Raw genomic sequence first — 15900 nt, 5'->3', positions numbered from 1 at the left:
GCCGCAGACACCTCGGCTCCGACGGCACCCATGATCTCCGATTCTTGATCAGCTACCGCGACCCGTACGACCCACCGCCCCAGCCCTGACACCCCGCACAACACCGCCCGCCTCACCGAACACCAAGCGGGACAACCGAACACCGGCAAAGGAGCACGACATGACCCCAACCTTCAACCGGACCCGCCTTCGTGAGAACAAACCCGGGCCGTGCGTCGGCCGCGACGTCGTGCTCATCCCGCCGCAGAGACGAGACCGGTGACATGTTCAACCCGCCTCTGTTACCCGGGATGCCCGACTTCCACGACTCGGTGGAATTCCTGCGCCACAACCGCAACCTATCCCGCGAATCCACCGCTCAAAAGGCAGGATTCAGCAGTTCCTACCTCAACCAGCTCATCGGGCAACGCAAAACGCCCGGCACCGCCGTGTTCGACAAACTCGTCGGGGTCTTCGGCCTTGATCAGGACCCGTGCCGATACCTCGAAGACCTGCTGCAACCCTCCGGCAGTCTCGAGCCCACTGACGAGCTACGCCGCCGCCTCGTCAACCACGGGGTCCAACCCCACCTCGACTGGCTCGACCAGCGCGAGATCCTCGGCGCCTACATTGATCCGCTCCTGACCGTTCTGCTCGCCAACCAGGTACTGCACCGGATGATGCCCGGCCTCGCCGACTGCGACGACAACATCCTCCGGTGGATGCTCACCCCCATCGCCCGCGACCGTGTCTACGGCTGGCACGGCGAACTGCTCGACCTCGTCAGACATCTGCGCGTCGCGCTCGGCCGCTACCGCGACGATGCCCGGGCACAAGCGCTGTTCGAAACACTGCGCACAGACCTCGCTTTCCGCAACGCCTGGGACAGCACCCCCATGCAAGTCGCCTACACATGGCCTCGCACAACACCGATGTTTTTGCGGATACCCGGCATGAACAAACCCCTCGCGCTCAGCCTCGAAGTCAACGAGTACGGAACATGCTCCAAACTCCACATCGTCCATGGCACATACAACCCCTGCGCGATCGCTTGCTGAGACGCCCCACCGACAACGGGTTGAGCCGCCGCCTCGCAGGTGCCCACCGGTCGCAGGGCCAGAGCACCCGGTGGGCAGTCTCATCGCTGGTCAGCGCCCTTGCTGGTGAAACTTCCACGCATCGGTGACGATCTCGACGATCTCGGGGCGGGTCGGCTTCCATCCAAGTTCTCGATGCGCCAGCTCGGACGAGGCGTAGAGGACAGCGGGATCTCCAGGGCGGCGGGGAGCCGTCTCGGCCTGGAACTCGATGCCAGTGACTTTGCGTACGGCATCGAGGACTTGTCGGTTGGAGAATCCGATCCCGTTGCCGAGGTTGTAGACCCGGTGTTCGCCGGGGCTGACGGCGTCGAGGGCGAGCAGGTGGGCGTGCGCTAGATCAGTGACGTGGATGTAGTCGCGGATGCAGGTGCCGTCCGGGGTCGGGTAGTCGTCGCCGAACAGCGAGAACTTATCGCGGACTCCGGCGGCGGCCTCGAGCGCGAGGGGAATGAGGTGGGTTTCGGGGGTGTGGCGTTCGCCGATCATCGAACCGTCGGTGCAGGTGTGTGCCCCTGCGACGTTGAAGTAGCGCAGACTGATCGCGCCGAGCTCGCTGGCGCGGGTGATCGAGGCGATGGCCCTGTCGACAGCCAGTTTGGTGTCGCCGTAGGTGTTGACCGGGTTCGTCGCGGCGGTCTCGGCGATCGGGACTTCCTCGGGCTCGCCGTACACGGCGGCGGTGGACGAGAACACCAGGCGAGGCACCGCGGCCTCTCGGATGGCATCGAGCAGAGCGAGGGACGCGCGAGTGTTGTTATCCCAGTGCCATTGCGGGTGCACCATCGACTCGCCGGCCGCGATGAGCCCGGCGAAGTGGAGTACGGCATCGAACCCCGATCCCGCGGTGAGTACCTCTCCGACGTCCTGCACGCGCAGCCGGTGGAACGTCGCTTCGGTGGGGATCTGGCGGTCGTCGTTGCGCGAAAGGTCATCGACGACCTCGACCTTGTGCCCGGCGTCGAGCAACAGCCGAGTCACAGTGGCACCGACATAGCCAGCGCCACCGGTGACGAGGATCTTCATGTGGTCTGCACTTTCATCGCGAGGAGATGGTCATGGATTTCGCTCTGGTGCGCCGCGAAGTAGGCGGCAGGGCCGGGTGATGGCTTGGTTCCAGTCCACCTTGTGACGCGCGACCAGATCGCTCGTTCCACCGTAGCGAGGTCTGCGAGATTGGGATTCGACACCCAGGCTGCGGCGACTTCCCGGGCGAGGTCGTTGGCGATGCGATGGTGGCGGGCGATGACCTGGCCGCTGTTGGTCACCGCGTAGCGGCTCAGCCGCACCGCGTCCGGGGCGGGGACAGCCGAAGACGTAGTCGAAGCGGCGGAAGCCGTCGTGCAGGTAGTGCCAGAATCTGCCCGGGTCCAGAGGCAGTTGCGTGGGGTCCGCACGCCAGCGCAGTTCGGCACGCATCTGCTCGGACAGGTGCGGGGCCATGGACGCGAAGTCGTGGTGGGCGTAGCCACCGTCGAGCATTCCAGTGGCGCGCAGCACTTTTATGCACATGCGGTTGACGAGCAGGTGGAACTGGGTGGTGTCGCGACCGCCTGCCACTTCTCATTGAGGTGGTGCCAGTAGTACGCATGCACGTAGTACAGCAGGATCTCGTATGCGTCGAAGTCGTCGGGCCGAACGGTCGGAGTCGGAGTCGTGGTTGTGCCAGTGAATTCCGGCGTCGTTTGCCAGCGAATCTCGACGTCACGTAGGAGCAGGCCGCGGCGATCGTGACGGTGAAAAGTGACGTCACTGCCGCGCGCCCGACGTCGTCCAGAATGAGACGATCCGCTCGCGCAGCGTCTCTGGATGCGTCGAGCGGACCGAGGTGAGTCAACATGTCCGAAAGTCGCGGCGTCCGCATGCGACCGCCGTGAGATTGATGCCTTGAGCTGGGATCTATCGGTGAATGATGACGTCAGCGGGCCGTGGCTGCAACCTTGGCTGTGCGGGCGAGACGGTAGGAATCTGTGCCGGTTTCGATGATGTGGCCGCCGAAGGTGAGCCGATCGACGATCGCGGCGCAGAGCCGCGGGTCAGTGAAGGTCTTCGTCCAGCCCGAGAACGACTCGTTGGAGGCAATGGCCACGGAGTTCTTCTCCTCGCGTTCGGTGAGGACCTGGAACAGCAGCTCCGCGCCGCGGCGATCGAGTTCCATGTAGCCGAGCTCGTCGATGCAGAGCAGGTCGACGCGCCCGTAGCGGGCGATCGTCTTGGTCAGCTGCTTCTCATCGGCGGCCTCGACGAGCTCGTTGACCAGTTTCGTGGCGAGGGTGTATTTGACTCGGTGTCCTTGCATGGCCGCTTCGGTGCCCAGCGCGATGAGCAGGTGGGACTTGCCGGTGCCGGAATCACCGATCAAGCAGAGCGGCAGCCCCTTCTTGATCCAATCGCCCCTCGCGAGGGTGTTGATCGTGGCCTCCTCGATATTGGGGTTGGCCGCGAAGTCGAACGCGCGCAACGACTTGTCGCGCGGGAACCCGGCCGCGCGGATGCGGCGTTCGGAGCGGCGCCGTGCTCGGTCGTCGCATTCGGCCATCAGCAACTCGGCCAGGAACGCCCGGTAGGTCATCTGGTCACGAGTCGCGCCTTCGGCGATCTCTGTGAACTGTGCCCGGACTGTCGGAAGCCGCAGCATCCGGCAGGCTTGGTCGACCGCGGCGTCGGCCGCCTGCTCGGTCATGCCTTGTCGTCGAGGCGTGGTCGTCGTCATGCGGAACTGCCTTTCGTTGTAGGTGTGCGGCGGAGCAACTGGTCATAAGCCCTCACCGAGGGCAGCGGGCGCCGATCCGGCGGCAGCGACGCGAGGCGGCGCTGCGTCAGCGACGAGACAGCGCCCGGCGCGTCGAGATCGACCACCGGCATTTCGGTCGACCCGGACTCGCCGATCTTGCGAGCTTCCAACGCGACCGCGTCTGCGGTCAGCGCCCCGGCCTGCAACGCGGCGGCCAAGCCCGCGACGACGTGTTCGTGGGGCATATGCCGATGCAGCAGAAGGACTTCGATCAACGCGCGGGTGCCGTCGCGCTCGCCGTGCGCGCGCCGCGCAGCCGACCACCAGCTGTCGTGGACCGGGGTGAACTTGCCTGCTGAGCGGGCTTGGTCGAGCGCGGTCGCCCCGGGCAAAGCACCTGGTTTGCGCAGCAGTCCTTCCAAATAGTGGTCCAGATCCAGGCGGGTCCCGGCCTTGCCCGGCAGCCGTTCGTGGCGGGCGACCTCGGCGCGGCCGTCGAACACGATGAGGTGGTTGGCGTGGAGCAGGACCCGGATCTGGCGTCCGATCAGCCGGACCGGGACCGAGTAGCGGTTCGTCCGGACGGTGACCTGGGAGAACTTGTCGACGCGCGGGGTGAACCACCGGCCCGTCTCGAAGCCTTCCTCCGGCAACGGTTTGAGCAGCGGCTGCTCGACGGCGAACAGTTCACCGATCGTGCGGGGGCGTGCCCCGATGCGTCGTTGCTCGTCGGCGAGGTCCCAGGCGTCGATCATCTCGTTGAGCTCATCGATCGACTCGACTTCGGGGATGGGAACGAAGTGGTTGCGCCGGAACCAACCGATCTGGCCCTCGACACCACCCTTCTCGTGGGCGCCGCCGATCCCGGGCTGGCAGTAGAACGCTTCGAGGTCGTAGTGGGAGCGAAATGCGGTCCCACGGTCGGATTCCTCACGCAGCCTGACGAACCCGAGGACTCGCGACACTGCCGCGCGCAGGTTGTCGTAGCGGACGTTGATCGTCGGAACCCCGCCCAGCACCGAGAACGCATGCGCGTGTCCTTCGAAGAACGCTTCCTGGCCGGCCGAGAGGAAGCAGCGGTGGACCGCCTTGCCCGAGAACGACAACCGCAGCGCGAACAGACAGGCGACGACCAGTTCACCGCGTAGCCGGATCGTCACGTCACCGAAGTCGACCTCGGCTTCCTCACCGGGCCGGTGGGTCTGGCGGATGAACACCTCGGCCGGGCCCCGCCCTGCCTCGGTCTTTATCTGCGGCTTGCGCCCGGCGACGTAGTCGCGGACCGTCTGATACGACACGTCGTCCATGCCGTGCTCGTCGATCAGCCGGGCATAGAGCCGTTTGATGGTGTGGCGCTGCTTCTTCGGTGCCCGCAGGTCTTCCCGCAGCGCCTCGTCGATGAACGGCTTGAACGGGTCGAGTTTGGACCCCCGCTTCGGGTACTGCTTCCGCGTGGCCGGCCATACCGACTCGGTGGCGGCCTGCAGCGTGCGCCACCCCACGCCGTACCTGGCCTGTAGTGCCCTGCCCGTCATCCCTGCTCGGGCATCACGCCGGATCGCGGCATACAGCTCGACCTTCGACTGACGGGGCAACTGTGACCTTCTTCCGCGCAAGGTTCGGGATGAAGCACACGCATCCTTGCACCGCAACCAAGATCACGACGTCAAAATTCGTCGATACGAACATCTCCCGATCTCGAGCGACGCTGACATCCACCGATCGGTGACGTCACAGATCACCGATAGAACCAGAGTCGAGCAGACCGTTGCCGGAAAGGTCGATGTCGAGGTCTTTGAAGGTGCGGCGGCTATCCAAGCGACGGATCACCGCCCGACGCCATGGTTAGCGCACCCGCAAGCTGTCGAGGACGCACGGGAGTTTCAGACCGTGCTGCGCCGACCTCATGGGCCAATGGCGCGCTTAAGGCGCGTTCTTCAATGATCCGGTATTTGAGATCGACCATTCTCCAGACCGCTGCGTGGCGAGTGCTAGCGCGGTAGAAACCGCCTCTTCCGGAGTCTCGACTCGCACGGATTCAACGACTGAAGCCCCATCTTCGTCGGCGATCCTCCACCCACCAATCGACACCACGGGAACATCTCCGCGCCGGTTGGCCAGAGCGAGCTCTGACAGCGTGCCCCATGATCCGCCGATCACGATGACAACGTCGGCGGACTCGATCAGAATGCTGTTGCGGGCCTCGCCCATGTTCGTGAACAGGACCGCAGTGAGGCCCTCGCAAGTTTTGTTTCGGTCGGTGTCGGGTCGTACGCCGATCACGAATCCACCTGCACCGGACGCGCCTTTGGCGACTGCTGCCATGACCCCGACACCGCCGCCGCAAAGCACCGTCGCACCTGCCTCAGCGAGAAGCTGACCGATACGGGTTGCGCGTTGTGCGTCGTCGAGTCTGCAGTCGCGCGGTCCGCACACGGCAATCTGCAATGGGGGCACGTTCAATCCTCAAGCTCTGCGGTGTAGGTGGTGAACAGTTCGATCTGCTGAGTCATATCACGGGCGAGGCCAGTTCCGTCCGCGAGCGCATGAAATTCTGCGCCTGCGGTCATCACCCGACCGACGATCGGTGTCGTGCGCAGTTGCACCGGGAGCTCGAGAACACGCCCGATGTGGTTGTGGGCAGCTTCGGCGTCGCCGAGCGCCAAGTGCGCACGCGCAGCATCGAGTTCGGCGGCTGCCCTGAACTCTGGAGGGGAGGTGGCGGTGAGCTCTACGAGGGCGCTGTCGGCCAGCGTGAGAGCTTGGATACTGTGGTCACGGCCGCCGATCGCGAGATGCACTTCGGCCCCGTAGTAGAGGGCTTTTGCTGTGCCGAAGTGCATCACGCCCGGTTCGCTGGCCGACGGGTGCACACGTGTGACCGTGTCCAGCGCGATGTCGAGTGCGCTGAGCGCAGCGCGGGTCTCGCCTCGGGCGGCCTGTGCACGAGCGAGCTGGCTGGCCAGACGCAAACGGGCCGAGTCGTCAGCAGCCTTCCTCAAACCGGACTCCGCGAAGAACGCGGCTGAGGCAAAGTCGTCGTGCCAGTAGGCGACGTTGGCCTGAATCCATGAGCAATAGGCGCGCAGGTGCTGGTCCTCGGCGTAGTCCGCTGCGACTTGCGCAGTCCGGGCGTGAGTTTCAGCGGCCGAATTCCGGCCAAGATCGGCACATGCATGGGCTAACAGAGCACACACCTGGCCAGCGAGCAGATACAGCCTCGCCAAGTCGCGGGGACGTTGGCGAGGGCCGTCGATATGGTCGAAAACTTCCCGCCGCGTCCGGATTAGCTTCGGGATCAGCTGGATCGGCGCTTTGATCAGGAAGTTGTCTGCGTGCTCGACCACCTCGGCGTGGAGTTGGTCGAGCAGGGCGGGGGTGACACCACCTGTCCCGCGCTTGATCCAGCCTGCGGACTCTTCGGTGCTCATCTCGATCTCCAGATCCAAACTATCGCAGACGGTGGGCGTCGGCCCCCCAGTCACCGAATCGGGTGCCGAGACCAGTGCCTCAAAACTCATCCTCCAGACCCTCTGGGCGATGCGCTGCGCGGCCGTCCTCGATGCCCGCACATCTCCAGCCATCCAACGTTGTAGTTGCCGAACTGACAAGGTCGCCGACTCGTTATGTTTTCTGGCGGTGTCGTTGAAGTGCTGGCACCACTCGGGCATGCTGCGATCCCCTTGGCGGATGAGTTGCTCGAGCACGGTGCGCGGATCTGACACGTCCATGGTCCCCACCTTTGTTCGGTACCACCACGGTAATCGGTTGTGCTGCTGAGCAACTAGTGGCCTAGCAGCACTGCCGCGAAAAGTCCGGCAAAAGTCCGCCAAAAGTCCGGCTGCCGACATTGTGACGTCCGGCCTACCTGGGTGACGCTCATCTCGTGCTCGGTATCGGATATGTGTCGTTAAACCCCGCGTTGGCGGCAGCCTTCCGGCGCGCCTTCGACATATCGGCCCCGGCAGCTGCGCCGCCGAGTACCCGAAAGTTGTCGGCGATCTAGGAGGCCCGAGTGAGACCACTCCACACAGCGCGGAACGAACAGGCTGCCCATGATTGCGAAACAGAGCCGACCAGCTTCGCATCCGCGAACGAAGCCGACACCGTGCTGCGGCTGCATATCACGCATGGGCCGAATTGCCGCCCGTACTTGGCTGCCGACGCCTACGTCACAGCCTGGACCGAGGACTGATGCGGCGGGCAGGAAGGACGGGAGAAGTGATCGTCAGCTATCTGTCGGTATCGGACGGTCGAGGCCGATCCAGAACCGCCACAGCAGAGTCCGGAATGGAGTCGAGAATCACCGCGATGAACGGATCTCCACGGCAGGCACCGCGATGACCGACCTCACTCCAATGACTCCCGTGCATCCGCCGTCGAGACTGGCCGAACTGACGGCAGTACTGGAAGCGATGCGCGAAGCCGGATTTCTCACGGGTACACCCGAACCGACACCGCCAGAGGTGAATTGCGAGACCGGACGGCTTGATCCGGTCACCGAGTTGCCCGGGGGCCACCTATGACACAAACCAGCCTACCTGCCACGGCCTACGCCGAGACACCTCGCTCACGGTGCGAGTTCTACCGCCGCGTATGTACTCTGCCCACCGTGATCGACCCCGACACCGGGCGGATCACGATGAAGGCCGGGTTCGTCGGTGCGGTAATGATGCCCACCGAGCTGGCACAACGGGTCAAAACCGCCCTCGATGTGCGTGGTGTCGCGCCCCTGCCGATCATCGGCCACCCCCGCGCCGGAATGTGGACATTCCTGGTGAGGTCCGACATTCGCCCGATCGGTGACCCCGCCGTCGTGGCACAGCTCTGGCGAGCGCGGGTGGTGGTGATCCGTGACGGCGATATCGCGTTGCCCTCACCGGTGCCGGATCCGTTGATGGCTCGCACGTGGATCTCCCCGGCCATCAGCAAGTTCCGGCCATCCGGGGCGGTTGTCCTCGAATGCGCCCGAGGGTGCTTACAGGGCCAGCACACCCGATGAACCCCGGCGGTGGGTCCCCGCGCCCGGACGAACCAGATGTCCACCTCACCATCCAGTTCACGAGTGTCCGCATGGATTTCGCCGCCTGCCTTACCGCCGCTCTGGTGTTCGTTCAAGACATCGCCGCCCGTCGACCCTGCACCGTCGCCGTCGACTCCGGCCGCTGTGTCGGGCTCCCGAGACTCCCGAATGAGCGACTGTTTTTACTGCCCTGACCTGTGAAATCAGTAGACGCCTCCCGACCAACTGAATGACCTTCACGCCTGCCCCCGGTGAGGACTTGAGACCCCTCACCCGGCCCGGCCGCGCGAAGGCGGCCCCGGAAATCGAATCCCCGGCGATGTCGCGATCTCCGGGGCCACCCAAAACCTCCCCTGCACTTCCGAAGACCACATTCCTTAAGGAAGCGAACTCGCATGTATACCACCTTCGAACCCTCTCCCCGCCAACCCCTTCGAAAGCGTTACACGTGGACGGCGGCGACGGTGTTGTGCACGCTCGCTGCAGTAGCCGCGACAGTGGCAGCGGTCGCGGTAGTGACCTCCCCGCCCGCGCACGCTATCGAGTTCACCTGCTCCGACGAACGCAGCGCCGGGGTGGTCGCTGGGTCGGGCCCCGGCAGCACCGATAGCGGCCCCGCAGCAATCCTGGGTTTCCAATACGCCTACTACGTGACCCGCTCGGCCGAGCACGCCAAGGCGTTCCTGACTCCCGAATTCGCCAGCGGCGGCATCGGTGAACGCCTGCAACCCGGGATCGACGCCGTCGCGCGCGACACCCGCCATTGCATCCGAATAACGCTGCTGGACAACGACATCGACGCCGGCTTCGCGCGCTGGAAGGTCGACACCGCCGAACACCAGCCCGGTGCCAATCCACAGACTGTGGTCTTCGCCCAGACCGTGACCGCCCGCACCCACGATGGCGTGAGTTTGATCAGCGACATCGCCCCCCGCCTGACCTCAACGCTTCCACAGGCCACCTGAATACCTCGAACCACCGGTGACCCCCGAGCCGCGCCGGTTCGAGGGTGGGGAACGCCCCCGGAGGTCGCCCAACCGGCCTCCGGGGGCCACCACCCCCAACACCTCAGACCGCACCGGTGGAACCTCCACCGATCCGACGAACCATCAAAAGATGAACGAGAGGTTAGAATCATGGAGGACACGAGCGGGTACGACACCACCGCTGGCGGGCCGGAAACGTTGCAGCGCTTCCTGATCGCCAGCGAGTCCGACACCATCCATCAGCGCTCCTACAGCACCAAACTCCTCCCGGAACTGTTGCAGACCCACGACTACGCCCGTGCGTTCTTCGACAGATGCTCGGCCGTGATGGGCATGGCCGACGACAGCGAGGAACTTGCGCTCGCACGCCTGCAACGCCAGACCGCTCTCGACATGCCCGGGTACGAGTTCCACATGCTCATCGACGAGGCCGCGCTGCGAGTCACCGTCGGCAGCTGCGAGGTGATGACCACCCAGATCCGCCACCTGATCAACATCTTGACCGCTCGCGCACACGTCCGCATCGGCATCATCGCGCTCAACGCCGAATTCCTCGCCCCAGCAGACAGTTTCGACTTCAGCACCGCCACCGACTCCGACAACCAGCCAATCACCGATCCGTTCGAGAACACCGACACCGTCGAGCTGGTCGAACGAACCTTCGACCTGCTCGCCACCACGGCGGTCTACGGCGAGCAAGCCCACGCCATCCTGGCCCGGGCGCTGGCCGGCCACACCGAGTCCGGCATCTGATCCAACCGACCGGCCGCGAGGCCCCGCAACAACCCGACGCCGTATCCCTCGTCACGGCGACCAGGACCCTTGTTACGGGGCCTCGCGGCACCCTCCGGCGAGGACAGGACATGACAACCCCCAACCCGACAGCGCTGGACACCAGCCGCCCCAACACCGCCCGTGTGTGCAATGCGTTGCTGGGCGGCAAAGACCACTACGAGCTCGATCATGTGATCGCCAAGCCCCTTGTGGACAGCCAGCTCGCGACCGCCATGGCCGAAGCGCGCCGCTTCGCGCGGCGCGCGGTCGAATACCTCACCCACACGCATCAGGTGACCCAGGTGGTCGAACTCGGCTGCGGACTCCCTCTACACCCCGACCTCGGTGAGATCGCCAACCACCCAAGTGACACCGCCCGCATCCTCTACATCGACAACGACCTCCTCGCCGCCACCCACTCCCGTGCCCTGCTGACCGAACCGAACAACGCCGTCGCCAAGATCGACCTCACCGACACCGCCGCCGTCCTCGCTGAGATCACCGCGGTCATGGACTCCACAGCGCCTTTGGCGGTCTGCCTGTCCGGGACCGCTGAACTCCTCGCCGACGCCCCCGCCGTCCTCGACGCACTGACTCGCCAGCTCCGGCCCGGAACCTGGATCGTGTTCAGCCACATCACCGACGACACCGCCGGAGACGACATCAGCAGCGCCGTCGCGGCTCTAGGCAACGCGGGCATCACCTTTCACCCGCGCGACCGCGACACGATCACCACGATGCTGGCCCCCTACCGGCTCACCGATCCCGGATTGATCGCACCGCACCGGTGGCGGCCCACCGATACCGAGCACGACACCCTGCGGCCTCTACACCCCGGCACCTGGGACTTGCGCGCCTACGCTGCCGTCGGGCAACTACCCCGCTAGATACGTCACGGTCGGCGTGCGATCAGATCCGTGCGATCGTCGCTATACGGCTGTGCGGAACTTCAACGCCCGCTATGGCCGACCTTTTGGCCGCTACGCTATGTCGGTGCCGGACAATATGAAGCCCCGCGTAGTCGTCTTCGGCCTGGGTGGCACGATCGCGATGTCGGCCACTGGCTCCGGTGGCGTGGCGCCTAAGCTCACTGCCGAGGAACTCGTCGCCGCCGTACCTGGTCTGGCCGAGACGGAAATTGATGTGGACGTCGTCCAGTTTCGCCAATTGCCCGGCGCATCACTGACATTGGCCGATATTGCGGCTCTCTGCGATGCGATCGAACTGCGCTCATCGTCGGCGGATGGGATTGTCGTCACCCAGGGCACCGACACCATCGAGGAAACCGCTTACCTCATCGATCTATTACACCCACTTGACCAGCCCGTCGTAGTGACCGGTGCGATGCGTAATCCGACGCTGGCAGGGGCGGACGGCCCGGCGAATCTGCTTGCCGCTGTTGTGCTTGCCGCCGATCCGATAGCCCGCGGACTGGGCTGCGTGGTCATGATGAACGATCAGGTTCACGCAGCAAGCCGAGTACGCAAGGGACACAGCACCAGCACCGGGACCTTCACGTCGCCGAGCGGTGGACCGTTGGGCTATATCGTCGAGGGCACCCCCCGTATTCTGAACAGCGTCCGTCGACCCGGCTCTGTGCCTGCAGACCTCACTAAGCCGCCCCGAGTCCCGATCTACACGGCCGCGCTCGGGGACGACGATGAGATCGTGCGGGCGATCGCGGGCAAAGCAGATGGGCTCGTGGTGGCCGCGATGGGCGTAGGCCACGTACCGGTGCAGTTGGTTGACGCCCTTGCCGAAACGGCGACCACCAAGCCGGTCGTTCTAGCCTCTCGGACCGGTTCGGGCCCCGTCCTGAGCTCCACCTACGGCTTCCCCGGTTCCGAGCGCGATCTGCTCGCGCGCGGGCTGATATCCGCAGGCATGCTCGACCCACTCAAAGCCAGAATCTTGCTGGCAGCCGCCATCAGCACCGGAGGGGACATACGTACCATTCGCAGCGCGTTCGCAGTTGCTGGTGGCCTCTCGAACGATGAATCATGGCCGTGGGAAACAGATTCGGAGAAGATCAACTGATGCGCGCACAAGAGGTGACCCTCGGCAGGACATTCGTTGTTGTCTTCGACCATGGCGACGACTTCTACACCGCCCTCAGTCAGTTCTGTCAGCAGAACAATCTGCGGGCTGGTTACATCCCGTCGTTCATCGCCGGTTTTGCCGAGGTCGACCTCGTCGGAACCTGCGATCGACTCGACGACCCCCAAGCGCCGGTGTGGTCAAAGGTCCACCTGCACAACGTGGAAGCCTTCGGCGCCGGCACCCTGGCCTGGGATCCGGAGACTGCGCAAATAAAGCCCCATATTCATGTCGCCGTGGGCATGAAGGAGCAGTCCGCGACCGGCTACACCAGCCATCTGTTGGACGCGAGGGTGCAGTTCCTGACAGAGATGGTCGTTGTGGAAGTGGTCGAGCCGGAACTGCTCCGCATCCAGAACTCGGAGTTGTACGACGTACCGCTGCTTCGGTTCCGGTAGATAGTGGGCTATTCCCCGCTCAGTAGCGGATAATCGGAGGCCGTGGCACAGACACCGAAGGTGCTCGACCCCTCACTCTCTCCAGCGGCACGTTTCGGCGCCGAATTGCGGCGATACCGCACCGAGCGTCGCTTGTCGCTGGCTGGTCTAGGCAGGTCGGTCCACGTCAGCGGTGATCTGTTGGGACGAATCGAGAAGGCCGAGCGCAGTGCGAGCCCCGAGCTGGTCGCCAGCCTCGACGCGACTCTCAGCGCAGACGGCGCCCTTCTTCGACTGGCCCGGGATGTGCGGGCTCCGTCCCCAGTAAAGGTTCAGTCGGCTGTCACCGGCGTGAAGTGGGCACGACAGCAGAACACCGCGTCCGGCGAGATCAGTATTGAAACGCCCGCCGGTCAATATTTCCGCGGAACCAGCCGAGACGCGCTTCTCGTCCCGGGGCGTCACAACAATGGCGTGATCGAGTTGGACATGGGAGGCCGACACCGCGCGTTCGCGACTCGGAGGCGCACACAGTCGCTGATCGTGGCGGCCGTCGAGCAGACCGATCAAATGAGCCACTACGCGCTGTCCACCGGCCGGATCGCCGATACCGAGCTGTCCCGGCTGCCCACCGCCTACAAGCTCGACGACCTAACGCTCGGGTTGCTGTGGGCGGTAGCCAATCTCGATGACGACCTGCTCGATGACGACGCCGATCTGCACGACTTCGTCTCTTCGGACGCGGACAGCGAGCGCATCTTCGAGGTCGACGTGACTCTGTCGGCGACGTCAATGATGTGGCTCGGCTCGGCCTACTGCGCGCGCCATATCCTCGACAACGCCGACGTCCTGACTACGACCCCACAATATTGGACCGCCGAGCACAGCGGCGAAGCCGCCAGCGGTTGGCTGCTGTTTCGACACAAGCTGGACTACCTCCGTCGCACCGCCAACCTGACGACCGGTTCATCCCAACCTGGCCGCACGTTCTGCCTCCCACCAGCTGCGGTCACCGGGCTCGCTCAGCCCGACCGGATCTTGTTGTTCCTCGCAGTGGCGTTGATGGAATCGTTCGGCATCCGGGTCGCGCTCACGCCCTCGACTGACTACGCGGACGTACCCGGCTTCGTCATTGACCAGGACGGGACCGCCATTATCGCGAATTGGGTTGGCGGCGAGGGAGTCTGGCAGGTCGACGTCTGTCGTGATCGCCAGAGGTTCAGCGAATTCAGTGGGGCGGTCCGTCAGAGTGCGCAAGCGAACCTTTTGGCTTCCGCCAGCCCGCACGCTCGATTACGCACGCTGAGTGAGTATTTGGCGATCGATTGGTTGTGGGCTGTCGAGCGCTGCGCAGCCCTCGCCTCGACGGGTTTGGCCGGGCTGATCCGGCCGCGCAGTCGGTTGTTGTCGCTGGCGGGTATCGAGCGAGCGTGCGCGTTCCTGGCCGCGCGCCCGCTCGACCAGGTCTACTGAGACGGGGTGCTTCGAAGTTCGCGAATGTCGTCGGTGACTGTGTTGTCGCCTTCCCTGCGGACAACGACGACGGACCCAAAGTTGGCCGCTTCCAATCGCTTCAGCTGAGCAGCCATTTTGCCGCTGCGGGGGATGATCTCGGTGTTGTACCCTTCCGCCCGCAGATCTCGAGCGACCGCCAGCGCGTCGGCAATAGGAACGTCGGACTCCATCAGAACAGCAACACCGTCCTTGGCCACGAGGTTGCCGACAAGGTCGATGATGCGCTCGAACCCGATCGAGAATCCGCACGCGGGGACATCACGCCCCAACGTACGACCGATCAACTTGTCGTACCGGCCGCCACCAGCGACAGAACTCGAAACGCCGGCATAGGCAACTTCGAAAATCTGGCCGGTGTAGTAGCCCATCCCCCGAACCAGGGTCGGATCGAACTGCCACGCCACCGCGCGATCCCGACCGAGCGCGTCCAGGCATCCTGTCGTGACAGACAAATCGGCAAGCACGTTCTCCGCGAGATCAGGAAGCGCGTTCGCAAGGACGTCCACCAGTTTCTCGGCCCCCACACTCTGGAGCTGGCCGATGACATCCAGCGCGTTTTCGACAGCCGCGGCGGGCATCGCGAGTGCGTCCAATTCTTTGCGGACACCGTCCCAGCCGACCTTGTCGAGCTTATCCAGGGCGATGAAGAACCGGTCCCAGGTCTGCTGCGGCAGCCCGGCTGACGAAGCGAGGGCAGACAAGAATCGGCGGTCCGATAGCCGAACAGTCATGTCGTTCAGGCCGACTGAGGCAAGGGCGGTGGTCGTTGCCTCGATCAGTTCCGATTCCGCGAGAACACTGCCCTCGCCGATCAGGTCGATGTCGCACTGGTAGAACTGGCGATATCGACCTTTCTGTGGCCGTTCGGCTCGCCATACCGGGCCGATTTGCAGCGACCGGAAGGGCGTAGGTAGCTGTGCGGCGTTGTTGCCGTAGAACCTGGTCAGCGGCACCGTCAGGTCGAATCGCAGGCCGAGGTCGACCAGTTCGGCCAGCGTTGTATCCGGTGCTATCTCGTCGGGCAGCCCACGCCGCAGCACTTGGTAGAGCAGTTTCTCGTTCTCACCGCCTTGGCCACCGGTGAGCCGATCGATGTTCTCCAGCGCGGGAGTTTCGATTCGCCGGTAGCCGAATCGGCCGTAAACGTCAGTGATCGTGGACAGCACATGATCACGGGTGACGACCTCGTCCGGCAGCAAATCGCGCATTCCACGGGCTGGACTGTTGTCGGCCTTCACGAGTGTCCTCACTGGGGTCATTGGGTTGGTATCGGTTGCCGCGACCATCGTAGAAGATCGCAGGTCGATGTTGCCGGGTG

15 protein-coding genes are annotated in these 15900 nt (G+C 64.5%); 8 read left to right on the top strand and 7 right to left on the bottom strand.

Annotation, left to right across the window (positions count from 1 at the left end):
- The first annotated feature begins 290 nt into the window (after positions 1-290).
- Positions 291-1037, top strand: a complete 747-nt coding sequence (locus ACWDXS_RS11785; protein WP_449964707.1) for an MmyB family transcriptional regulator — start codon at positions 291-293, stop codon at positions 1035-1037.
- 90 nt (positions 1038-1127) lie between these two features.
- On the opposite strand, the gene galE is transcribed toward ACWDXS_RS11785, so the two are convergent.
- The 6 genes from galE to ACWDXS_RS11755 all read right to left on the bottom strand — a co-directional run bounded on the left by galE (position 1128) and on the right by ACWDXS_RS11755 (position 7541).
- On the bottom strand, positions 1128-2102 hold the full coding sequence (galE, locus tag ACWDXS_RS11780) for a UDP-glucose 4-epimerase GalE (protein ID WP_449964704.1): 975 nt from the start codon (positions 2100-2102) through the stop codon (positions 1128-1130).
- Positions 2099-2344, bottom strand: coding sequence for a hypothetical protein (locus tag ACWDXS_RS11775; RefSeq protein ID WP_449964701.1), 246 nt, complete (start codon positions 2342-2344; stop codon positions 2099-2101). Before ACWDXS_RS11775 ends, galE begins: the two co-directional genes overlap by 4 nt.
- A gap of 650 nt (positions 2345-2994) precedes the next feature.
- Positions 2995-3789 (bottom strand): IS21-like element helper ATPase IstB, encoded by a 795-nt coding sequence (istB, locus tag ACWDXS_RS11770; RefSeq protein ID WP_449964698.1) that lies wholly within the window; start codon positions 3787-3789, stop codon positions 2995-2997.
- On the bottom strand, positions 3786-5405 hold the full coding sequence (gene istA / locus ACWDXS_RS11765) for an IS21 family transposase (protein ID WP_449964695.1): 1620 nt from the start codon (positions 5403-5405) through the stop codon (positions 3786-3788). The genes istB and istA overlap by 4 nt, the downstream gene beginning before the upstream one ends.
- Positions 5406-5733: 328 nt before the next feature.
- On the bottom strand, positions 5734-6246 hold the full coding sequence (locus tag ACWDXS_RS11760) for an SLOG cluster 4 domain-containing protein (RefSeq protein WP_449964787.1): 513 nt from the start codon (positions 6244-6246) through the stop codon (positions 5734-5736).
- Positions 6247-6269: 23 nt separating this feature from the next.
- A complete protein-coding gene (locus tag ACWDXS_RS11755; protein ID WP_449964691.1) occupies positions 6270-7541 on the bottom strand; it encodes a hypothetical protein in 1272 nt (423 codons plus the stop codon).
- Positions 7542-8422: 881 nt separating this feature from the next.
- Between ACWDXS_RS11755 and ACWDXS_RS11750 the strand changes: the two genes are divergently transcribed.
- The 7 genes from ACWDXS_RS11750 (at position 8423) to ACWDXS_RS11720 (ending at position 14540) form a co-directional block, all read left to right on the top strand.
- On the top strand, positions 8423-8812 hold the full coding sequence (locus tag ACWDXS_RS11750) for a DNA-directed RNA polymerase subunit beta (protein WP_449964687.1): 390 nt from the start codon (positions 8423-8425) through the stop codon (positions 8810-8812).
- 536 nt (positions 8813-9348) lie between these two features.
- Complete coding sequence (locus tag ACWDXS_RS11745; protein ID WP_449964684.1) at positions 9349-9798, top strand: hypothetical protein; 450 nt, start codon at positions 9349-9351, stop codon at positions 9796-9798.
- Positions 9799-9969: 171 nt separating this feature from the next.
- Positions 9970-10572 carry a Scr1 family TA system antitoxin-like transcriptional regulator gene (locus ACWDXS_RS11740; RefSeq protein WP_449964681.1) on the top strand — a complete coding sequence of 201 codons (603 nt, stop codon included), beginning with the start codon at positions 9970-9972 and terminating at the stop codon, positions 10570-10572.
- Positions 10573-10682: 110 nt separating this feature from the next.
- Entirely contained in the window at positions 10683-11480 is a 798-nt protein-coding gene (locus ACWDXS_RS11735; RefSeq protein ID WP_449964678.1) for an SAM-dependent methyltransferase, read from the top strand.
- 106 nt (positions 11481-11586) lie between these two features.
- Complete coding sequence (locus ACWDXS_RS11730) at positions 11587-12630, top strand: asparaginase (protein ID WP_449964675.1); 1044 nt, start codon at positions 11587-11589, stop codon at positions 12628-12630.
- A complete protein-coding gene (locus ACWDXS_RS11725; protein WP_449964672.1) occupies positions 12630-13088 on the top strand; it encodes a PPC domain-containing DNA-binding protein in 459 nt (152 codons plus the stop codon). Before ACWDXS_RS11730 ends, ACWDXS_RS11725 begins: the two co-directional genes overlap by 1 nt.
- Before the next feature lie 42 nt (positions 13089-13130).
- The gene (locus tag ACWDXS_RS11720; RefSeq protein WP_449964669.1) at positions 13131-14540 is read left to right on the top strand and encodes a helix-turn-helix domain-containing protein; all 1410 of its coding nucleotides are present in this window, start codon (positions 13131-13133) and stop codon (positions 14538-14540) included.
- On the opposite strand, the gene hisS is transcribed toward ACWDXS_RS11720, so the two are convergent.
- Positions 14534-15820, bottom strand: a complete 1287-nt coding sequence (hisS, locus tag ACWDXS_RS11715; RefSeq protein WP_449964666.1) for a histidine--tRNA ligase — start codon at positions 15818-15820, stop codon at positions 14534-14536. The genes ACWDXS_RS11720 and hisS overlap by 7 nt on opposite strands.
- Between the last annotated feature and the right edge of the window lie 80 nt (positions 15821-15900).

This window comes from Nocardia sp. NPDC003183 (assembly GCF_053590715.1).
Note: the sequence above shows the minus strand (reverse complement) of the source record. Positions and strands in the feature narration are given on the sequence as shown.